We start from the raw sequence: 21344 nt of genomic DNA, 5'->3' as shown, positions 1-21344 counted from the left end.
GTCCTTTCCAGATCGCCCAGCGTCGTCTCCAGCGCCGAGGCCAGAAACAGCGACCGCACCTCGAACAGCTTGGCCACATAGGGGCTGTAGCCCGCGACGGTCCAGGTCGTCCCGGCCCGCTCGCCCTCGCCGTTCACGATCAGATCTAGCGACCAGCCGCCCTGCGCATCGGTCGTCGCCTCGACCTGCTCGGTCACCACCCGCACGCCGCCCTCGAATACGTCCGAGCCCTGAAGCGTCGCGACGATCTTGCCCGCGGCGACCGGCGCAAGCGTGGCGTCCATCAGCACGCCCCTGACTGTGGCTTTGTTCGGCATCTCACCCTCTCCTCATCCGAATGGCGCAGCGATTATCCGGGCAAGGCCCACACGTTGCAGAAAGCCGGACTGCAACGGACGCGGCTAGGGGGCGTCCTCGGCCAGCAGGCCGCGGTTCTGGCGCCAGAGGTCGGGGGTGGTGCCCTCGGTCTCGCGAAAGACGCGGATCAGGTGCGAGGCGTCGCAGAAGCCGGTCTCTTCGGCGATGCGGGTGACGGTGCGGTCGGTGCGCGCCAGCAGCATGCGGGCCTGCGCCAGCCGGATGCGGATCGAGGCATCGGCGGGCGGGATGCCCAGGTCGGCGTTGAAATGCCGTTCCAGCTTGCGCCGCCCGACGCCCAGATCCCTGGCGATGCGGGCGATTGGCAGGGGGGCGTGCAGGTTCTGCTGCATGGCCAGCAGGGCGCGGCGCACCAGCGGGTCGCGGGCATTGAGTTCCAGCGGCAGGCCGGGCTGCGGGCGGTCGCCGGCCATCGGCTCGTCGATCATCAGGATCGACAGCGCCTTGCGCGCCGCGGCGCGGCCCAGGTGCCGGTCGATCAGGAAGGCGGCCAGATGCGCGGCGCTGACCCCGCCCGAGCAGGAGATCCGGTCGCGGTCCACCACGAAGATCTGGTCCGAGACCGGGCGCATCCTTTCGAACTCCGCCAGGAAATCCTGATGGTGGAACCAGCTTACGCAGCAGCGATAACCGTCCATCAGCCCGATGCGGGCCATGGCGAAGACCCCGGTGCAAAGTCCGCCGAGCGCCACCCGCCCCATGGCGGCGCGGCGCAGGAAGGCGGCCTGTTCCGGCGAGAGGCCAGGGCCGCCGTCGATCAGCCCGCCCACGGTGATGATGTAGTCGAAGCGGCCGGGATCGCCCAGCCGTTCCTCGGGCTCGATCCGCATGCCGCAGGAGGATTGCACCGGCGCCATGTCGGCCGAAAGCACCCGCCAGCGGCAGCGGATGGGGCGCGAGCCGTCGCCGTCGTCGGCCGCCAGCCGCAGCACGTCCACGAAAGTGGCAAAGGCCGACAGCGTGAAGCGCGGCGTCAGCAGGAAGCCGATCTGCAATCGCGGCTGGTTGAGGTCGGGCGAGGGGTCGTGTCCGGGCATCTGTCGCGATTCGTCCATGATTGGCGTCGCGATCATGCCATGTTTTCGCCAATTATCCAGAGCCGTCGCGATCAATCCTTGGTGGCCAGCACCATGGTCGCCGCCGAGGCCGCGGCGGCATCCCCCGCCTCGTCGCCGGCCTCGACCAGTTCGCGCGCCTCTTCTTCGTCATCGTCCTCCAGCGCGGGCGGGTCCTCGCCGGCCAGGAAGTTGCCGAATTTCTGCAAGCCCGGGATGTGTTCGGCCAGCACCCGCATCACCACCAGCAGCGGCACCGCGACGATCATGCCGATCACCGACCAGAGCCAGGCCCAAAGCGCCACGGTCAGGAACACCACCACCGTATTCAATTGCAAGCGGCGCGAGACGAAATAGGGCGTGATGAGCTGCCCCTCCAGCGCGGTGATCGCCAGATAGGTCAGGCCCACCATCAGCGGCGCGAAGAGATCGTCGAAGACGAAGACGCCGACCAGCGTCGCGATGATGATGCCGGCCACCGAGCCCAGATAGGGGATGAAGTTCAGCAGGAACGCCGCGAGCCCGAACAGCACCGGACTGGGCATGCCCCAGGCCCACATCGCCAGCCCGATGGCCACCCCGAGGCAGGCGTTGATCAGCGTGATCGCGCCCAGATAGGTGCCCAGGCTGTCCTCGATCTCGCGCAGCGCCAGGTAGGCGGCGCGCTTTTCGCGCATGGAATCGAAGCTTTGCACGATCTTCAGGTAAAGCAGGTCGCCCGAGGAGATCAGGAAGAACAGCAAAAACAGCGTGAAGATGATCTGGCCGACCAGCGCCGGGCCGAGGTTCAGCGCGCTGGCGAGGGTCGAGGTCTCGGGCGTGGCGTTCACCTCGACCTGGATCTGCTGGTCGGGCGGTTGGGGCGCACCGGGGGCGGGGATCGCGCTGAGCGTGCCGGTCAGCGTCGCGTCGGGCGGTGCCTCGCCGGGCGGCGCTGCGGGCTCGGGCGGGGAGGAGGAGCCGCCCGCGATCTCGTCGATCTTTTCGGCGGCGCGCTCCAGTCCGCGGAAATTGCTGCGGATCTCGGTGAAGCGCTGTTCCAGCCGCTGGGTGATCTGCGGCGCGTTCTCGATCAGCCGGTTAGCGGGGCCCGAGATGACGAAGCCGATCAGCACCACCGCCACCACCAGTCCCAGCGAGACGATGGCGGCGGTGATCACGGCGCCGATGCCCAGCCGTTCCATCAACCGCCGGAAGGGGATGAAGACGAAGAACAGCAGGATCGCCAGCGTCACCGGCATCAGGAAGCTGCGGGCCTGCGCGAAGAAACTGAAAAGCAGGATGACGAAGATGCCGATCACCGCCCAGTTGGCGACCTTGGCCACGCCCTTGTCCGAGGGCGGGGAAAGCGGAAACATGTGGCTGCGGCGTTCCCGATCTGACGGCATGCGTCCCCTCCCCGTTTTGCGCGAGGGAAACGCGAAGCCCGCGGCCGGGTTCCCCCGCCGCGGGCGTTTTCAGATGCCGGCCCGGCCGCGCCTACAGCGGGTGGTCGCCGGTGGCGTCGATGACACGGGTGGGCAGGCCCAGTTCGCCCAGCAGTTCAAGGAAGGGGCGGGCCGCCAGATCCTCGACGTTGACCATGCGCTTCACGTCCCAGGTGCCGCGCGCGACCAGGATCGCCGCCGCGACCGGCGGCACGCCCGCGGTATAGCTGATGCCCTGGCTGCCGACTTCGTTATAGGCGTCCTTGTGGTCGGCGACGTTGTAGATGAAGACCTCGCCCGGCTTGCCGTCCAGCGTGCCCTTGACCAGGTCGCCGATGCAGGTCTTGCCCTCGTAATCGGGCGCGAGGCTCGCGGGGTCGGGCAGCACGGCCTTGACCACCTTCAGCGGCACGACCTCCTGCCCCTCGGCGGTCTTGACCGGCTGCTCGCTGAGCAGGCCCAGGTTCTTCAGCACGGTGAAGACGTTGATGTAATGCTCGCCGAAGCCCATCCAGAAGCGCACGTCGGCGTCCTTGTAGCGGGCCGAGAGGCTGTGCACCTCGTCATGGCCGGAGAGATAGGCGGTGCGCTTGCCGACGACGGGCAGGTCCCATTCGCGGCCGACCTCAAACATCTTGTTCTGGCGCCATTCGCCGCCCTGCCAGCTATAGACGGTGCCGGTGAATTCGCGGAAATTGATCTCGGGGTCGAAATTGGTGGCGAACCAGCGGCCGTGGCTGCCGGCGTTGATGTCCACGATGTCGATCGAGTCGATCTTGTCGAAATACTCGTCCTCGGCCAGCCGGGCATAGGCGTTGACCACGCCCGGGTCGAAACCCGCGCCCAGGATGGCGGTGACGCCGGCAGCCGCGCAGTCCTCGCGGCGCTTCCATTCGTAGTTGGCATACCAGGGCGGCGTCTCGCAGACCTTGGCGGGATCCTCGTGGATGGCGGTGTCGATATAGGCGGCGCCGGTGTCGATGCAGCCTTGCAGCACGGTCATGTTGACGAAGGCCGAGCCGACGTTGATGACGATGCCGGCCTCGATCCCGCGGATCAGCTCGGCCACGGCCTTGCTGTCCATCGCGTCCAGCGGATGCGCGGTGAATTCGACCGAATGGCCCTTTTCACGAATGCTCGCGATGATCTTCTCGGCCTTGGACACGGTTCGGCTGGCGATATGCAGCGTTCCGAATTCCTTGGCGTTCTGCGCCACCTTGTGCGCGACCACCTGGGCGACGCCGCCGGCGCCGATGATGAGCACGTTCTTGGCCAATTCAGTCTCCTTTTCGGGGCTGGGAAAGGGGATGGCTTGCGCCTGGTCAGGACAGGCTGGCTTTGTAGTCGTCATAGGTGAACCGGCGAACCTCGTGGATCGTTCCGTCCTCGTCCCGGATCGCGATCGCGGGCATGGGGACGCCGTTGAACCAGTTCTTCTTGACCATGGTGTAGCCGCCGGCATCGGCGATGCTGAGCCGGTCGCCCACCTTCAGCGGCTGCGCGAAGCGGCCCTCGCCGAAGATGTCGCCGGCCAGGCAGGTCTTGCCGGCGATCTGCCAGGGATGCTCGCCGTCCTGCGGCAGCTTCGCCGTCTCGCGATAGATCAGCAGGTCGAGCATATGCGCCTCGATGCTGCTGTCCACGATGGCCACGTCCTTGCCGTGATGGATCACGTCCAGCACCGTGACCTCCAGCGAGGTCGAGCGGGTGATGCTGGCCTCGCCCGGTTCCAGGAAGACCTGCACGCCGAAGCGTTCCGAGAACGCCCTGAGCCGGTCGGCAAGACGGTCCAGCGGATAGCCTTCGCCGGTGAAATGGATGCCGCCGCCAAGGGAAACCCAGTCGAGCCTTTCCAGGAAGCCGCCGAACTCGGTCTCGATCCGGGCAAGCTGTGCGTCGAACAGCTCGAAATCGGCATTCTCGCAATTGTAGTGGATCATCACGCCCGAGATGCGGTCGAGCGCCTGTTCCAGCCGGTTCAGGTCCCATTCGCCCAGGCGCGAGAAGGGCCGGGCCGGGTCGGCCAGGTCGAAGCCGCTGGTCGAGAAGCGCGGGTTCAGCCGCAGCCCCATGGCGATGCCGCGCTGGGCCGCCCTGGCGCCGAAGCGGTCGAGCTGGCCCAGGCTGTTGAAGATGATCTTGTCGGCGTAACCCAGCGCCTCGTCGATCTCGTGATCGGCCCAGGCGACGGAATAGGCATGGGTTTCCTTGCCGAATTCCTCATGCCCCAGCCGCAGCTCGAACAGCGAGGAGGAGGTGGTGCCGTCCATGAAGTCGCGCATGAAGTCGAAGGCCGACCAGGTGGCGAAGCATTTCAGCGCCAGGAGGCATTTCGCGCCCGAGCGTTCGCGCAGATAGCGGATTCGCTCCATGTTCTCCCGCAGCCGGGCGAGGTCGATCAGGTAATAGGGCGTCTGCAGATCGGACATGGCGCGGATCCTCTGGTCTTGCGACCGCGAAAGCGGAAAACGAATGGCTCATTTAGGCCCCCGAGCCGCGTTTCGCAAGAAAGCGTGACGGGCGTGTGACGGCGGGTGCGATGGACGGGTGCGTCAGATGCGCAATCGCACCGGCTGGCCCGTGCGCACCGATTCGTCGGCGGCGAGGCAAACGGCGAGCGACGAGACCGCATCCCGCATGTGGCGGTCCAGGTCCATGTCCTCGGCGATGGCGCGGGCCATGAAGGCGGCCTCGGCGTCGCAAAGCTCCTGATGGCCGGGCTCGCCCTGCATCGAGATGTCGCTGTCCGGCTCTCCGACGCGATGCAGGCGCAGGGTCGCGGTCCGGGTATGGGTGTCGATGTCGTCCGAGCGCGCATCCTCGGACATGCGGATGCTGACGGCGCCGCGCGGGCTGACCACGTCCTTCACGAAAAAGGCGGTGTCGGACATCATCGGCCCCCAGCCGGCCTCGTACCAGCCCAGCGAGCCGTCATCGAAGATCACCTGGAAATGGCCGTAGTTATACATCTCGGTCGCGATCTCGTCCGAGAGGCGCAGCCCCATGCCGCGGACCTCGACCGGGCGCGCGTCGGTGATCTGGCACATGACGTCGACGTAATGCACGCCGCAATCGACGATGGGCGGCGTGGTGCGCATCAGCGCCTTGTGGACCTGCCAGGTGGCGCCCGAGCTTTGCTGGTTCAGGTTCAGCCGGAAGACATAGGGCCCGCCGAGCGCGCGGGCCTCGGCGATCAGGCGCTGCCAGCTGGGATGGTGGCGCAGGATATAGCCGACGACCAGCTTGCGGCCGGTCTCGCCCGCGCATTCGACCACGCGGCGGGCATCCTCGACCGTGGTGGCCAACGGCTTTTCGACGAAGACATGCGCGCCCGCCCGCATGGCGGCGACGGCATATTCGGCATGGCTGTCGGAATAGGTGGAGACGACTGCGACATCGGGGCGCAGGCGGTGCAGTGCCTCGTGGAAGTCCTGGCTTTGCGGGATCGCCGCAAGCTCGGGCGGCAGATCGACGGGCGAGCGGTTGACGAGGCCGACCAGTTCGGCACCCGGCTGCTTCAGCCAGGCCAGCGCGTGGCTGCGACCCATGTTGCCCAGACCGGCGACCAGCACCCGCATGGCTCAGTCGTCCACGATCGAAAGGATCTTGGGCAGGGCCGGGCAGGGCAGCAACTGGTTGCGGGCCACATCCGCCAGGGTGTGATTGTGCAGGAACACGTAGACATGCGCCGACAGGCTTTCCCACAGCCGGTTCGACAGCGTCTGTGCGCGCGAGCCGGAAATCCCGCCCGAGGCGCCGGCGCCGATATGCAATGCGCTGACGGTTTCGTCCACCGCCTCCAGCACGTCGGCGACGCGGATCGTCTCGGGCGCCTTGGCCAGCCGGTAGCCGCCGCCCGGGCCGCGCACCGAATCGACCAGCCCGGCCCGGCGCAGCCGCACGAAAAGCTGCTCCAGATAGGGCAGCGAGATGTCCTGCCGCTTGGAGATCTCGGCCAGCGAGGTCAACTCGTCGCCCTTGGCGATGGCCAGATCGACCAGGGCGACCATTGCGTAACGTCCCTTGGTGGACAGTTTCATCTTGCCTCTCCTCCAGTCGCACACCATTGACGGCGCCCGAGCCAGGGGCTAACTCCCCGGCGCCGTCCTTGAATGCGTCTTGCCTATGTCGCGCGCGCTTCCCAGATTGACGATCTAGAGCCGCGCCGTCACAGGGTCAAGGAACCCGAGTTTCAAAGGAAGCCCATGCCCGAACTGATTTTCCCCGGTCCCGAAGGTCGTCTGGAAGGCCGCTATCACGCGCAAGCCGCCCCCGACGCCCCCATCGCCATCATCCTGCACCCGCATCCGCAATACGGCGGGACGATGAACAACCGGGTCGTCTATAACCTGCACTATGCCTTTCACCGCATGGGCTTTACCGTCATGCGGTTCAATTTCCGCGGCGTCGGCCGCAGCCAGGGCGAATTTGACCAGGGCATCGGCGAGCTGTCGGATGCCGCCTCGGCGCTGGACTATCTGCAAGCGATGAACCCCAACAGCAAGCATTGCTGGGTGGCGGGCTTCAGCTTCGGCGCCTGGATCGGCATGCAACTGCTGATGCGCCGGCCCGAGATCACCGGCTTCATCTCGGTCGCGCCGCCGGCGAACATGTATGATTTCTCGTTCCTTGCGCCCTGCCCGTCCTCGGGGCTGATCATCAACGGCACCGCCGACCGCGTGGCGCCGCCCAAGGACACCCATGCGCTGGTCGCCAAGCTGCGCGAGCAGAAGGGCATCACCATCACCCATGAGGAAATCGAGGGGGCGGACCACTTCTTCCGCGACGACGAGGTCCACATGAAGCCGATGATCGACACGGTGCAGGCCTATGTGCGCCGCCGCCTGACCGAGAACACCCGCTAGGAAACGGGGCCGGTGCCGCCGGCCCCAGGCATTCGACATGACCGACCTGACCCTGCGCTTTGCCTTCCTGACCGAGGCCGACCGGCTGAAATCCGTCGAGCGGGCGAATGTGCTGATGGACCTGTCGCGGCCGGAAAACAGCGCCGAGCACAGCTGGCACGTCGCGCTTTACGCGCTGGTCTTCGGCGCCTCGGACCGTGCCATCGCGATGCTGCTGCTGCACGATCTGGTCGAGATCGACTGCGGCGACCATCCGATCCATCTGGTCCATGACACGGCTGCCGTGCAGGCGGCCGAGGACGCCGCCGCGCGCCGGCTGTTCGGCATGTTGCCCGGCGGCGAGACGCTGCTGGCGCTGTGGCGGGAGTTCGAGGCCGGCGAAAGCCCGGACGCCCGCATCGCCAAGCGCATGGACCACGTCCAGCCGCTGTTCCAGGTGCTTTGCGCGCCCCGGCCCCTGGCCGATCATGTCGGAATCGTCCGCGACAACATGACATCGGGCCGTGCCCGGCGGCTGTGGGCGGAATGGCCCGAGGCGATGGAGGCGGCGCAGGCCCTGCTGGAGGGCCGCGCGCCCTGCGGCGAACTGGCGCAGCGCCTGGCCTTTCTGGCCGAGGCCGACCGGCTGAAATCGGTGCTGCGCGCCAGCCTGCTGTGCGACGGCTCGCGGCGCGAAAACAGCGCCGAGCACAGCTGGCACCTGGCGCTTTACGCGCTGGTCATGGCGGCCCATGCCGGGCCGGGGGTGGAGATCGGCCGGGTGATCCGCATGCTGCTGCTGCACGACCTGGTCGAGATCGACACCGGCGACGTGCCGATCCATGCGCAGAACGGCGCCGCCCATCACGGTGCCGCGCAGTTGCAGGCCGAGGCCGAGGCGGCGGAACGGATCTTCGGGCTGCTGCCCAAGGCCCAGGGGGCTGAATTGCGCGCGCTCTGGACCGAGTTCGAGGCGAACGAGACCCCCGACGCGGTCTTCGCCAAGTCGCTCGACCGGGCGCAGCCGGTGATGCAGAACATCGCCTCGGGCGGCGGCACCTGGGTCGAATACCGGGTGAGCTACGAGCAACTGGTCGAGCGCGTGGGCCTGCGCATCGAGCGCGGGGCGCCGACGCTGTGGACCTGGCTCAGCGAAAGCGCGCGGGTCTATTTCCGCGGCTGATCCCGAAGGGCGGCGGGGTGCGGGGCGGCAATCGGTATGCAATCGCATACCGGGCTTTCCTTTCGCGGCGAATGCGGCTATAGCGCGGCCGAGCCGAATCCTAATCGAAGGGACCACCCATGTCGAAGATCAAGGTAGAGAACCCCGTCGTCGAACTCGACGGCGACGAGATGACCCGGATCATCTGGGATTTCATCAAGAAGAAGCTGATCCTTCCCTATCTGGACCTCGACCTGAAATATTACGACCTGGGCATCGAGGAGCGCGACGCGACCTCGGACCAGATCACCGTGGACGCGGCCGAGGCGATCAAGCAATACGGCGTCGGCGTGAAATGCGCCACCATCACCCCCGACGAGGCGCGGGTCGAGGAATTCGGCCTGAAGAAGATGTGGAAATCGCCCAACGGCACCATCCGCAACATCCTGGGCGGCGTGATCTTCCGCGAGCCGATCATCTGCAAGAACGTGCCGCGCCTGGTCCCCGGCTGGACCCAGCCCATCGTCGTCGGCCGCCACGCCTTCGGCGACCAGTACAAGGCCACCGATTTCCGCTTTCCGGGCAAGGGCAAGCTGACGATCAAGTTCGTCGGCGAGGATGGCGAGACCATCGAGCACGAGGTCTATCAGGCCCCCGGCGCCGGCGTCGCCATGGCGATGTACAACCTCGACCAGTCGATCATCGACTTCGCCCGCGCCTCGATGAATTACGGGCTGAACCGCGGCTACCCGGTCTATCTCTCGACCAAGAACACCATCCTGAAAGCCTATGACGGCCGCTTCAAGGACCTGTTCCAGAAGGTCTACGAGGAAGAATTCGAGGCCGAGTTCAAGAAGAAGGGCATCCATTACGAGCATCGCCTGATCGACGACATGGTCGCCTCGGCGATGAAATGGTCGGGCGGCTATGTCTGGGCCTGCAAGAACTACGACGGCGACGTGCAGTCGGATACGGTTGCGCAGGGCTTCGGCAGCCTGGGGCTGATGACCTCGGTGCTGATGACGCCGGACGGGAAGATCGTCGAGTCCGAGGCCGCGCATGGCACGGTGACGCGCCACTATCGCGAGCACCAGAAGGGCAACCAGACCTCGACCAACTCGATCGCCTCGATCTTTGCCTGGACCGGCGGGCTGAAGCACCGCGCCAAGCTGGACGACAACGCGGCGCTGCTGAACTTTGCCCAGACGCTGGAGCGGGTCACCGTGCAGGCGGTCGAGGACGGCTTCATGACCAAGGATCTGGCGCTGCTGGTGGGCCCGGACCAGAAATGGCTGACCACCATGGGCTATCTGGAAAAGGTCGACGAATACCTGAACAAGGCGCTGGCGGGCTGAACTGCCGGACAGGGTTGCGAAGGGCCGGGGGAAACCCCGGCCCTTTTCGCTTGCGGCGCTGCCTTTGAGTGTTTGGGAAACGGCGAAACCGCCGGGTGATGCGCATCGGGGGCGGGGTGCGGCGCTTGTCGCGGGTTTTTGAGTATTTGGGGAACGAAGAAGTCCGCTGGGCGGTGCAAAGCGGCTTAACACGCGATCCTGCTTGGAGTATGGGAGGCGCGAGGCATTATCCCGGAGGCCCGCCATGAAAGCTGCCGTCATCACCTTTCCCGGATCGAATTGCGACCGCGATCTGGCCGTCGCCTTGCAGCAGGCGGGTGCCGAGGTCGCGCGGGTCTGGCACAAGGACGAGGCGCTGCCGGCGGGCACCGACCTGGTCGCGGTGCCGGGCGGGTTCTCGTTCGGGGACTACCTGCGCTGCGGCGCCATCGCCGCGCATTCGCCCATCGCCGGCGCGATCAAGGCCCATGCGGCGCGCGGCGGCTATGTGCTGGGCATCTGCAACGGCTTTCAGGTGCTGACCGAGCTGAACCTGCTGCCGGGCGCGCTGATGCGCAATGCCGGGTTGCGCTTTTTGTGCCGCGAGGCGGTGCTGCGGGTGGCGACCGCGGCGAGCCCCTTTACCGCGGCCTATGCCCCGGGCGAGGAGATCCGCGTGCCGGTCGCCCATCACGACGGCAATTACCAGATCGATCCCGAGGGGCTGGCGGCGCTGAAGGACCAGGACCGCATCGCCTTTACCTATGCGCCGGGCGTCAATGGTTCGGTCGAGGATATCGCCGGGGTGCTGTCCGAGAACCGCCGGGTGCTGGGCATGATGCCGCATCCCGAGCGCGCCGCCGATCCGGCGCATGGCGGCACCGATGGCGCGAGGCTGTTTGCCTCGCTGGTGCAGGAGCTTGTCGCGGCCTGACTTGAGCGGCGCCCTTTCGCGCACTAGACTGCATCGACCCCCAGTCGGGGGCGGTGCCGGAGGCTCATGCAAGAGGAAGACAATTCCATCGGGTTCCCGGAAGGCAGGGCGGGTCTGACCAGCCGCTGGGGCCTGCGCGGTGCGATCGCCGTGCTGCTGATCGTGGCTGCGGGCACGGTGTGGTTCACCAATGCCTGGCTGACGGCGCGGTTTTCCGAGACGACGCGGGTGCGCACCGAGCTGCGCTCGGCGCTTTATACCGGAAACCTTTTGTCGGAATTGCAGCGCACCTCGGTCGTGCCCTTGCTTCTGGCGCGCGATCCGGCGCTGATCTCGGCGCTGTCGGGCAACGATTTCTCGGGCACCTCGGCGCGGCTGATCTCGGCCCAGAAGGAGATCGCGGCGGCGTCGATCAAGCTCCTGGATGCCTCGGGGCGGGTCGTGGGCTCGACCGACCGTAACCTGATCGGCACCAATTACGTGCAGGAGCCGTTCTTCGTCGAGGCGCTGCGGTCCAAGGATACCGTCTTTACCGTCTCGCCCTCGCCGCAGGGGGTCTACGAGTTCACCTATTCCCGCACCGTGGTTTCGGATGGGCGCACGCTGGGCGTGGTGGTGGTGGGCGCCGACCTGACGCGGCTGGTGCGGTCCTGGGCGGGGATCTCGGATGCGATCGCGGTGACGGACAGCGCCGGGCAGATCATCCTTTCGACCGAGCCGCGCTGGCGCGGGCTGACCCTGCCCGAGGCGCTGGCGGTGCGCTCGGCGCCTTCGGCCATCGCGCGGGCCTTCCAGGTCACGGCGGATTGGGCGGCGACCCCGGCCGATGCCTATGTGCAGGGCCGCGCCGTGATGCAGTCCGAAACCCGCATCCCCTTCCGCGGCTGGAAGATGATCGCCTTCACCACCTATGAATCGGTGCGCGAGCGGGTGAACGCGGTGCTGGCCATGGTCATCATGGGCTTTGCCATCCTGCTGGCGGCGGTGTTCTATCTGCTGTCGCGCCGGGCGCGGGTGGAATCGGCGGCCTGGATGCGCGAATCGGCCGACCTGCGGGCGCTGAACATGCGCCTGACCCGCGAGATCGCCGAGCGAGAGCGCATGCAGAAGGAGCTGCGCGTGGCCGAGCAGACCGTGCAGCAGTCCAGCAAGCTGGCGGCGCTGGGCGAGATGTCGGCGGGCGTCAGCCATGAGCTGAACCAGCCCCTGGCCGCGATGAAGACCTATCTGGCCGGGGCGCGGCTGCTCTTGCAGCGCGGCCGGGCCGAGGAGGCGCAGTCCAGTTTCCAGCGCATCGACGACCTGGTCGAGCGCATGGGCGCCATCACCCGGCAGCTGAAATCCTATGCCCGCAAGGGCGGCGAGGCCTTCGAGCCGGTCGACCTGCGCGCCGCGCTGTCCAGCGCGCTGGTGATGATGGAGCCGCAACTGCGGTCCCGCACCATCCGCCTGCAGCGCACCATCCCGCGCTATCCGGTCATGGTCTATTGCGACCGCATCCGGCTGGAGCAGATCATCATCAACCTGCTGCGCAACGCGGTCGATGCGATCAAGGGGGTCCGCGACCCGGCCATCGAGATCACCGTCAGCTCGGGCTCTCACGCATTCTTGTCCGTGCGCGACAACGGGCCGGGTGTATCCGACCTTGAAAATCTGTTTGAACCCTTCTTCACCACGAAGAAACCCGGAGAGGGGACCGGCCTGGGGCTGGCGATCTCATCCGGGATCGCGGCCGATTTCGGGGGGCGCCTGACGGCGCATAACGCCTTGGACGAGGGGGGCAGGGGCGCCGTATTCGAACTTGAACTGCCGTTGCACGATCCCGGCCAGAAGGCGGGGCCGCGGCTGGCGGCGGAATGATGAAAAGAGGTAAGGGCCCATGAGCCGCACTTTGAAGATAGCCGTCGTGGACGACGAACCGGACATGCGCGAATCGATCAGCCAGTGGCTGGCGCTTTCCGGCTTCGACGCCGAGACCTTCGCCACCGCCGAAGAGGCGCTGAAGGCGATCGGCGCCGACTGGCCGGGGGTGGTGATCTCGGACATCCGCATGCCCGGCATGGACGGGATGGCTTTCCTCAAGCGGCTGATGGGCATCGATTCGGGCCTGCCCGTCATCATGATCACCGGCCATGGCGACGTGCCGATGGCGGTCGAGGCGATGCGCATCGGCGCCATGGACTTCATGGAAAAGCCCTTCAACCCCGAGCGGCTGACCGAGCTGGTCAAGAAGGCCACCCAGGCCCGGCGCATGACGCTGGACAACCGCGCCCTGCGCCGCGACCTGTCCGAAGGCCAGCAGGTCATGTCCAAGCTGATCGGGTCGAGCCCAGTCATGGATCGGCTGCGCGAGGACATCCTGGACCTGGGCCAGGCCGACGGCCATGTGCTGATCGACGGCGAGACCGGCACCGGCAAGACGCTGGTGGCGCACGCGCTGCATGCCGTGGGGCCGCGTGCCTCGAAGAAATTCGTGCCGATATCCTGCGCCGCCTATAACGACGAGGTCCTGTCGGCCAAGCTGTTCGGCCCGGTCGAGAACGGGCTGCCCGCGGTCGAGGAAGCCCGCGGCGGCACGCTTTGCCTTGAGGATATCGAGGCGCTGTCCGATGCCTTGCAGGCGCGGCTCCTGGCCTTCATCGCCGAGCAGGGCAGCCCGGCCGAGACCCGGATCATCGCCATTTCCAACGCCCGCGGCGAAGGGCGCCGGGCGGAGGATTCGCTGCGTCCCGACCTGTTCTATCGCCTGACCGCGCTGAAGATCACCCTGCCGCCGCTGCGCTCGCGCGGCGAGGATATCCTGACGCTTTTCACCCGCATGACCGAGCAATTCGCCGAGGAATACGGCTGCGAGCCGCCGCAGGTGACGGCGCAGGAGGCGGCGCAGCTGTTGCAGGCGCCCTGGCCGGGCAATGTGCGCCAGCTCATCAACGTGGCCGAGCGGGCCGTGCTGCAGAACCGTCGCGGCTCGGGTTCGATCACCTCGCTGCTGATGGCGGATGGCGAGGATACGCAGGAGGCGACGACGACCGAGGGCAAGCCGCTCAAGGAATATGTCGAAAGCTTCGAAAAGATGTTGATCGACAATACGATGCGCCGCCACAAGGGCAGCATCGCCGCGGTCATGGACGAGCTTTGCCTGCCGCGCCGGACGCTGAACGAGAAGATGGCGAAATACGGGCTGAGCCGCAGCGATTACCTGTAGGCGGTCGGGGCAGGCGGCGCCCCGGGTCGGCAAATCCCGGCTCTCTGACTAAAAACAGATTGTAACGGCGCGCCCTTCCCCGCTATCTTGCCCGAGTAGGGTGGGCGCCACAACTCATGGTTGCTCGACCTCGCCAGTTTCGCAGCGCGCCAGCCAGCCGCGACACCTGAAAAGTGCCGGTGGTGCCACGCGCGGAAAATCCTGCCCATGCCCCAAGGGGCCTCTGGGCGACCGTAGATCGCCGCCCGGATCGCGCAAGCGGGACGGGCCAAGAAAGGTAAACAGACGCGATGGATCGCGCAGCGCAGCTTGATCGGGCACGGTGGCAGGGCAACAGCCCGACCGCCGCGATTGCTGTTGGCGGTGCGGCCTTCGATGTCCTCTCATGCGGCAGCCGGACCTTGCCCCCGCTAATCTGCGGGCCGGCTCGGCTGCCCGAAAGACGGAAACATGTCAAAGAAAATGCTGATCGACGCCACGCATTCCGAGGAGACTCGGGTTGTCGTGGTCGATGGAACCAAGGTCGAGGAATTTGATTTCGAGACGGTCAACAAGCGGCAGCTTGCTGGCAACATCTATCTGGCCAAGGTAACGCGGGTCGAACCCTCGCTCCAGGCCGCTTTCGTGGATTACGGCGGCAACCGCCATGGCTTCCTGGCCTTTGCCGAGATCCATCCCGATTACTACCAGATCCCCGCCGCCGACCGTAAGGCGCTGCTGGAAGAGGAGCGCCAGGCCGCCGCGGCCGAGGCCGACGAAGGCGAGAAGCCCAAGCGCAACCCGCGCCGCCGCAAGCCGGCCAAGGCCGCCGCCGCCGAAAGCGGCGATGCCGTCCTGGTCTCGGACGAGATCGCCGGGATGACCGTGGTGGACCCCTCGGAGGGCGAGGCCGTGCCGCTGGACGCCCCGCTTGCCGCTGATACGGCCGAAGCCGCGGCGCCGGCAGCGGCTGCGGACAGCGCCGAGGATGCCCCGGCCGAGGAAGCCGCCGAGGACGACGGCATCGAATCCGTCGCCGAGGAGGACATGGCCGAGGAGATCTCGGCCCCCAAGAAGCCGCGCGCCCGCCGCTACAAGATCCAGGAGGTGATCAAGGTCCGGCAGATCATGCTGGTCCAGGTCGTCAAGGAGGAACGCGGCAACAAGGGCGCCGCGCTGACCACCTATCTGTCGCTGGCCGGCCGCTATTGCGTGCTGATGCCGAACACGGCGCGCGGCGGCGGGATTTCCCGCAAGATCACCAACGCCGCCGACCGCAAGAAGCTGAAGGAGATCGCCAGCGAACTGGAGGTGCCGGAAGGCGCCGGGCTGATCATCCGCACCGCCGGCAGCCAGCGCACCCGCACCGAGATCCGCCGCGACTACGAATACCTGATGCGGCTGTGGGAGCAGATCCGCGATCTGACCTTCAAGTCCATCGCCCCGGCGCCGATCTATGAGGAAGGCGACCTGATCAAGCGCACGATCCGCGATCTCTACAGCAAGGAGATCGACGAGGTCCTGGTCGAGGGCGAGCGCGGCTATCGCACGGCCAAGGACTTCATGAAGATGATCATGCCGTCCCACGCCAAGAACGTGAAGCACTACACCGACGCGATGCCGCTTTACGCGCGCTATCAGGTGGAAAGCTATCTTGGCGGCATGTTCAACCCGGTCGTGCAGCTGAAATCCGGCGGCTATATCGTCATCGGCGTGACCGAGGCGCTGGTCGCCATCGACGTGAACTCGGGCCGGGCCACCAAGGAAGGCTCGATCGAGGACACCGCGCTCAAGACCAACCTGGAAGCGGCCGAGGAGATCGCGCGCCAGCTGCGGCTGCGCGACCTGGCCGGGCTGATCGTCATCGACTTCATCGACATGGAGGAGCGCAAGAACAACGCCGCCGTCGAGAAGCGCTTCAAGGACAAGCTCAAGACCGACCGGGCGCGGATCCAGGTCGGCCGCATCTCGGGCTTCGGCCTGATGGAGATGTCGCGCCAGCGCCTGCGGCCGGGCATGCTGGAATCGACCACGCAGCCCTGCCCGCATTGCCATGGCACCGGGCTGATCCGCAGCGACGACAGCCTGGCGCTGACCATCCTGCGCGCCATCGAGGAAGAGGGCACCCGCAAGCGTTCGCGCGAGGTTCTGGTCAAGGCGCCGGTCGCGGTGGCCAACTTCCTGATGAACGCCAAGCGCGAGCACATCGCCAATATCGAGGCACGCTATGGGCTTTCGGTCCGGGTCGAGGCCGATCCGGCGCTGATCTCGCCCGATTACGCCATCGAGAAGTTCAAGACCGCGACCCGCAACGTGCCCGAGGTGGTTTCGCCCGTGGTTTCGGTCGATGCCCGCCTGATGGCGCAGATCGACGACGAGGAGCCGGCCGAGGAAGAGGTCGAAGAGATCGCCGACGAGCCGGTCGAGGAGGATCGCGCCGAGAGCGGGGATGGCGAGAATGGCAGCAAGCGCCGCCGTCGCCGTCGTCGTCGCCGGGGCGGCAAGAATGGCGAGGACGAAGCGCCTCATGCCGGGGACGATGCCGATGAGGTGGCCTTGGAAACCGAGGAGGCCGACCAGCCTGCCGAGGTCGAGGTGATCGTGGAGGCGGTCGAGAGCGCGCCCGAGCCGGTGGCGGAGGAGGCCGAAAAGCCGCGCCGCCGCACCCGCACGCGCCGCCGCAAGGCGGATGAGCCGGCCGAAGCCGTGGCTGAGGCGGGGCCTGCCGAGGGGGCCCAGCCCGGAGAACCGGCCGAGACCGCCGCAGACGCGCCACAGCCTGTTGCCGAGGCTTCGGAGGTCGAGCAACCTGCCGAGGCCGTCGAACCCGCCGTCGAGCCGGAACCGGAGGCCGCCGCCGCGGATGTGCCGCCTGCCGACGAGGCTGTGGAGACCGTGCCGGCCGGCGAAACCGCCGGATCCGAGGCCGTTGCGCCCCAGTCCGAGGCCGACACGGCCGCGGAGCCCGCGCCTGCGCCGGAGCCCGAGGCCTTGCCCGCCGCAGTCCGGGTGCCGGAGCCCGCGGCGGCGAACGAGGAACCCGCGCGTCCCAAGCGCCGCGGCTGGTGGTCCCTGGGCTGATCTGTCGCAGCCTTCCACGAAAGAGTGACGGGCGCGGGGCTTTCCCGCGCCCTTTCCTTGCGCCAAGGTGCCCGACATGTTGGGAATCGAGCTTGCAGATGCCGCCTTCCTGCCCGCCGCGACGGTCGCGCTGCTGGCCGGGATCCTGTCCTTTCTGTCGCCCTGCGTGCTGCCGATCGTGCCGCCCTATCTGGCCTACATGACCGGGGTCGGGGTCGGCGGGCTGAAATCGGGCGAGCGCAGCGCCGTGGTTCCGGCGCTGTTCTTCGTCATGGGCCTGTCCACGGTGTTTCTGCTGATGGGCATGGCGGCCTCGGCCTTCGGGCGGATGTTCCTGCAATGGCAGGACCTGCTGGCGCGCGGCGCGGGCGTGGTGGTGATCCTGCTGGGCCTGCATTTCCTGCATATCATCCGCATCCCCTTTCTGGATGCCGAGGCGCGCATCGACGCGCAGGAGCGGGGCGGCAGCGCGCTGGGGGCCTATGCCCTGGGCCTGGCCTTCGCCTTTGGCTGGACGCCCTGCATCGGGCCGCAGCTCGGCATGATCCTGTCCCTGGCCGCGACCGGCGGGGCGATGGGCAAGGGCACGGCGCTGCTGGCGGTCTATGCGCTGGGGCTGGGCATCCCCTTCCTGCTGTCGGCCATCTTCATCAACCGCGCCATCGGCCTGATGAACCGCATCAAGCCGCATCTGAAGCTGATCGAGCGCGTCATGGGCGGCCTGCTGGTCGTGGTCGGCGCGGCGCTGCTGACCGGAGCGTTTCCGGCCTTCGCCTATTGGCTGCTGGAGACCTTTCCCTGGCTGGCCGCGCTGGGTTAATCCCAGTTCGGCGGACGCTTTTCCAGGAATGCCTGGATGCCCTCGGCCGTGTCGGGCAGCAGCAGGTTCTCGCAGATCACCGCGCCCGCCGTCGCATAGGCGTCCGCAAGGCCCAGGTTGCGCTGCGCGTGGAAAGCACGCTTGCCCATGCGCACGGCGGCGGGCAGCTTGGCGGCGATGCTGCGGGCCAGCGCCATCGTCTCGGCCTCCAGCGCCTCGGGCGGGGCGACGCGGTTGACCAGGCCCAGCTCGCGCGCCCGGGCGGCGTCCATGAACTCGCCCGTCACCAGCAGTTCGAAGGCGGCGCGCGGCGGAATGGCGCGGGTCAGCGCCACCATCGGCGTCGAGCAGAACAGCCCGATATTCACCCCGTTCACGCCGAAGCGCACGCCCTCGGCCGCCACGGCCATGTCGCAGCTTGCGACCAGCTGGCAGCCCGCGGCGGTGGCGATGCCCTGCACCTCGGCGATGACCGGCTGGGGCAGGGCGGGCAGCTTCTGCATCATCGCGGCGCAGCGCGAGAACAGCCGCGCATAGGCGGCGCGGCCGTCGTCCTCGTCATTGCGCGCGCCCTGCATCTCGCGCAGGTCGTGGCCGGCGCAGAACGCCTTGCCGCGCGCGGCCAGAACCACGACCCGGACGCCGTCATCCGCCCCGATCTCGTCCAGCGCATCTGAGAGCGTATCGATCATCGCGGTGGACAGCGCGTTGTAGTTCATCGGGCTGTTCAGGATCAGCCTTGCGACAGGACCGTCATCCTTGCGCAGTACCAGCGGTTCGGGGTTTCCGTCCTTCATGCGATTCCTCCTGACGCCACGGCGAGGCTTGTCCTTCCCGGGCTTTGCCGGGCAGTCTAGCCGCCGTTCCGGCAGGGGGGAAGCATGGCATTGGCAATGGGCCGCGAGGCGCTGAACGAGTTTCTGGACAGGGTCTTTCCGCAGATCGCCGGACAGGTCCGGGTGGAATCGCTGGACGAGGCGCGGCTGACCGCGCGGCTGGCGGTGGACGACCAGCACCTGCGCCCGGGCGGCACGGTCAGCGGTCCGGCCATGTTCGCGCTGGCCGACGTCACGATCTACCTGGCCATCCTGGCCCGGATCGGCGAGGTGGCGCTGGCGGTGACCACCAATGCCTCGATCGACTTCATGCGCAAGCCCGAGGCCGGACGAGACCTTCTGGCCGAATGCCGCATCCTGAAGCTGGGCCGCATCCTGGCCGTGGGCGAGGTGCTGATCCGTTCCGAAGGCGCCGAAGAGCCGGTGGCGCGCTGCTCGATGACCTATTCGATTCCGCCGAAACGCTGATCCCGGCGGGGTTTGCAGTGGGGTATCATAATACCTATTTTGCAGATAATTGATATTGCTGTGGAAATTGGCGCAATGCGCACTTGACCTGCACGCGGCTTTTTCCGATACACCTCCATCTCGAATTACAGCCCCCAAAGGGACCGACAGATGAAAACCTATACCGCGAAACCGGCGGAGATCGAGAAGAAGTGGATCCTGATCGACGCCGAGGGCGTTGTTCTGGGCCGTCTTGCCTCGATCGTGGCGATGCGCCTGCGTGGCAAGCACAAGCCGACCTTCACCCCGCACATGGACATGGGCGACAATGTCATCATCATCAACGCCGACAAGGTGCAGATGACCGGCGACAAGCGCGACGCCAAGAAATACTACTGGCACACCGGCCACCCGGGCGGCATCAAGCACCGCACCGCACGCCAGGTCCTGGAAGGCGCGCATCCCGAGCGCGTGGTGATCAAGGCCGTCGAGCGCATGATCTCGCGCAACAAGCTGGGCAAGCAGCAGATGACCAACCTGCGCGTCTATGCCGGTGCCGAGCACCCGCACGAGGCGCAACAGCCCGAAGTGCTGGACGTCAAGTCCATGAACGCCAAGAATACCCGGAGCGCGTAAGCCATGGCCGAAGACATCAAAACCCTCGACGATCTGAAATCGGTCGCGACGGCTGCCCCGGCCGCCGCCCCGGTTCGTGAGGCGCAGCGCGATTCGCTGGGCCGTTCCTATGCCACCGGCAAGCGCAAGGACGCGGTCGCCCGCGTCTGGGTCAAGCCGGGTTCGGGCAAGGTGGTCGTGAACGGCAAGGATATCGCGGAATACTTCGCCCGTCCGGTGCTGCAGATGATCCTGCGCCAGCCTTTCGAAGTGGCCGGCGTCACGGGCCAGTATGACGTCTACGCCACCGTCGCCGGCGGCGGCCTGTCGGGCCAGGCGGGTGCGGTCAAGCACGGCATCTCGAAGGCGCTGCAACTGCACGAGCCCAGCCTGCGCCCGGCGCTGAAGGCGGCCGGCTTCCTGACCCGCGATTCGCGCGTGGTCGAACGGAAGAAATACGGCAAGGCCAAGGCCCGCCGCTCGTTCCAGTTCTCGAAGCGCTAAGCTTTTCGGCGATTTCGCATCTATCCGGCGCGGCCCCTCGGGGCCGCGTTTTGCATTTCGGTAACCGACTCGCAGCCTGTTTCAGGGCGGATGGCAGGGAATCGTGCGCCTTGGGACGAATCTGCTGCCGGGTCCGGTTCGCGAACTGCAGCTTGCCTGGGCGAAGGCGGGAATTATCCGCCTGAATCTGCGACAGAAAAATGACAGAAAATCATTGGTTTGCGATTTTTCTTCCGATGGCGCGCATTTTTCCGCTTGCAAGCCCGGCGCCCAGCCCCTAGATACCGCTTCACCGACGCGGCGAGGCGCTGCAGCGGGTCGGACGGTTGGCGCTGAAGCGCGGGTCGCTCGAAAATTCTGGGAAGCAATGGCTTGGACTTCGCCATAAGAGTGGCGATGTTTGGGTTGTTTTCTTTCCTCTGCTTTTTGACATTGCTGTATATTTGAAGGGATATGTGGGCGGTCTGGTCGTTTTTCGACGGGGAAGCTTGTATATCGGCTCTCTAGGGCAACCGATGATGAGAGTGTCAGCTTCACTGTTTGTCGGCTCACGCGAGTGAGGACGATGAACAGGATGATCCTTCTCCTTTGTGGGAAGGACAGATGTGCAAGGTTTTTCTGTCAAGGATACGGCTGATGCCGTTTCAACTTGAGAGTTTGATCCTGGCTCAGAACGAACGCTGGCGGCAGGCCTAACACATGCAAGTCGAGCGAACCCTTCGG

19 protein-coding genes and 1 rRNA gene are annotated in these 21344 nt (G+C 66.6%); 12 read left to right on the top strand and 8 right to left on the bottom strand.

From position 1 onward, the window contains the following. The 7 genes from BLT64_RS24275 to iscR form a co-directional block, all read right to left on the bottom strand. The coding region (locus BLT64_RS24275; protein WP_074810592.1) for a hypothetical protein at window positions 1-317 on the bottom strand (317 nt) is incomplete at its 3' end. 84 nt (window positions 318-401) lie between these two features. Continuing rightward, on the bottom strand, window positions 402-1415 hold the full coding sequence (locus BLT64_RS24270; protein ID WP_041530503.1) for a GlxA family transcriptional regulator: 1014 nt from the start codon (window positions 1413-1415) through the stop codon (window positions 402-404). Between the two features lie 71 nt (window positions 1416-1486). Next, window positions 1487-2821 carry an AI-2E family transporter gene (locus BLT64_RS24265; RefSeq protein ID WP_011749228.1) on the bottom strand — a complete coding sequence of 445 codons (1335 nt, stop codon included), beginning with the start codon at window positions 2819-2821 and terminating at the stop codon, window positions 1487-1489. A gap of 91 nt (window positions 2822-2912) precedes the next feature. Further along, on the bottom strand, window positions 2913-4136 hold the full coding sequence (locus BLT64_RS24260) for a saccharopine dehydrogenase family protein (RefSeq protein WP_011749229.1): 1224 nt from the start codon (window positions 4134-4136) through the stop codon (window positions 2913-2915). A 46-nt stretch (window positions 4137-4182) separates the two neighbouring features. After that, window positions 4183-5289 (bottom strand): carboxynorspermidine decarboxylase, encoded by a 1107-nt coding sequence (locus tag BLT64_RS24255; RefSeq protein ID WP_011749230.1) that lies wholly within the window; start codon window positions 5287-5289, stop codon window positions 4183-4185. A gap of 123 nt (window positions 5290-5412) precedes the next feature. Continuing rightward, window positions 5413-6438 carry a Gfo/Idh/MocA family protein gene (locus BLT64_RS24250; protein ID WP_011749231.1) on the bottom strand — a complete coding sequence of 342 codons (1026 nt, stop codon included), beginning with the start codon at window positions 6436-6438 and terminating at the stop codon, window positions 5413-5415. A gap of 3 nt (window positions 6439-6441) precedes the next feature. Continuing rightward, window positions 6442-6900: a Fe-S cluster assembly transcriptional regulator IscR gene (gene iscR, locus BLT64_RS24245; protein WP_011749232.1), complete on the bottom strand. Its 459-nt coding sequence runs from the start codon at window positions 6898-6900 to the stop codon at window positions 6442-6444. 165 nt (window positions 6901-7065) lie between these two features. Between iscR and BLT64_RS24240 the strand changes: the two genes are divergently transcribed. The 8 genes from BLT64_RS24240 to BLT64_RS24205 all read left to right on the top strand — a co-directional run bounded on the left by BLT64_RS24240 (window position 7066) and on the right by BLT64_RS24205 (window position 18219). Continuing rightward, a complete protein-coding gene (locus BLT64_RS24240) occupies window positions 7066-7725 on the top strand; it encodes an alpha/beta hydrolase (RefSeq protein WP_011749233.1) in 660 nt (219 codons plus the stop codon). A gap of 37 nt (window positions 7726-7762) precedes the next feature. Beyond that, window positions 7763-8887 (top strand): HD domain-containing protein, encoded by a 1125-nt coding sequence (locus tag BLT64_RS24235; RefSeq protein WP_011749234.1) that lies wholly within the window; start codon window positions 7763-7765, stop codon window positions 8885-8887. Window positions 8888-9006: 119 nt separating this feature from the next. Further along, window positions 9007-10221, top strand: a complete 1215-nt coding sequence (locus tag BLT64_RS24230) for an NADP-dependent isocitrate dehydrogenase (protein WP_011749235.1) — start codon at window positions 9007-9009, stop codon at window positions 10219-10221. A 244-nt stretch (window positions 10222-10465) separates the two neighbouring features. After that, the gene (gene purQ, locus BLT64_RS24225) at window positions 10466-11134 is read left to right on the top strand and encodes a phosphoribosylformylglycinamidine synthase subunit PurQ (protein WP_011749236.1); all 669 of its coding nucleotides are present in this window, start codon (window positions 10466-10468) and stop codon (window positions 11132-11134) included. Between the two features lie 66 nt (window positions 11135-11200). Then, window positions 11201-12994, top strand: a complete 1794-nt coding sequence (locus BLT64_RS24220; RefSeq protein ID WP_011749237.1) for a sensor histidine kinase — start codon at window positions 11201-11203, stop codon at window positions 12992-12994. Window positions 12995-13013: 19 nt separating this feature from the next. After that, window positions 13014-14339, top strand: coding sequence for a sigma-54-dependent transcriptional regulator (locus tag BLT64_RS24215; protein ID WP_011749238.1), 1326 nt, complete (start codon window positions 13014-13016; stop codon window positions 14337-14339). 450 nt (window positions 14340-14789) lie between these two features. Then, window positions 14790-17399 (top strand): Rne/Rng family ribonuclease, encoded by a 2610-nt coding sequence (locus BLT64_RS24210; RefSeq protein WP_011749239.1) that lies wholly within the window; start codon window positions 14790-14792, stop codon window positions 17397-17399. 76 nt (window positions 17400-17475) lie between these two features. Continuing rightward, the gene (locus BLT64_RS24205; RefSeq protein WP_011749240.1) at window positions 17476-18219 is read left to right on the top strand and encodes a cytochrome c biogenesis CcdA family protein; all 744 of its coding nucleotides are present in this window, start codon (window positions 17476-17478) and stop codon (window positions 18217-18219) included. Here BLT64_RS24205 and BLT64_RS24200 read toward each other — a convergent pair. Next, window positions 18216-19016 carry an enoyl-CoA hydratase gene (locus BLT64_RS24200; protein WP_011749241.1) on the bottom strand — a complete coding sequence of 267 codons (801 nt, stop codon included), beginning with the start codon at window positions 19014-19016 and terminating at the stop codon, window positions 18216-18218. The genes BLT64_RS24205 and BLT64_RS24200 overlap by 4 nt on opposite strands. Window positions 19017-19100: 84 nt before the next feature. On the opposite strand from BLT64_RS24200, the gene BLT64_RS24195 reads away from it, so the two are divergent. The 4 genes from BLT64_RS24195 to BLT64_RS24180 form a co-directional block, all read left to right on the top strand. After that, window positions 19101-19523, top strand: coding sequence for a PaaI family thioesterase (locus BLT64_RS24195; protein ID WP_011749242.1), 423 nt, complete (start codon window positions 19101-19103; stop codon window positions 19521-19523). Window positions 19524-19673: 150 nt separating this feature from the next. After that, complete coding sequence (gene rplM, locus BLT64_RS24190) at window positions 19674-20138, top strand: 50S ribosomal protein L13 (protein ID WP_011749243.1); 465 nt, start codon at window positions 19674-19676, stop codon at window positions 20136-20138. Between the two features lie 3 nt (window positions 20139-20141). Then, window positions 20142-20621 (top strand): 30S ribosomal protein S9, encoded by a 480-nt coding sequence (rpsI, locus tag BLT64_RS24185; protein ID WP_011749244.1) that lies wholly within the window; start codon window positions 20142-20144, stop codon window positions 20619-20621. A gap of 645 nt (window positions 20622-21266) precedes the next feature. Further along, window positions 21267-21344 (top strand): 16S ribosomal RNA (locus tag BLT64_RS24180); the annotation flags it as partial.

It is taken from the genome of Paracoccus denitrificans (assembly GCF_900100045.1).
GTDB lineage: Bacteria > Pseudomonadota > Alphaproteobacteria > Rhodobacterales > Rhodobacteraceae > Paracoccus > Paracoccus denitrificans.
This window is presented reverse-complemented; position numbering and strand designations above follow the sequence as displayed.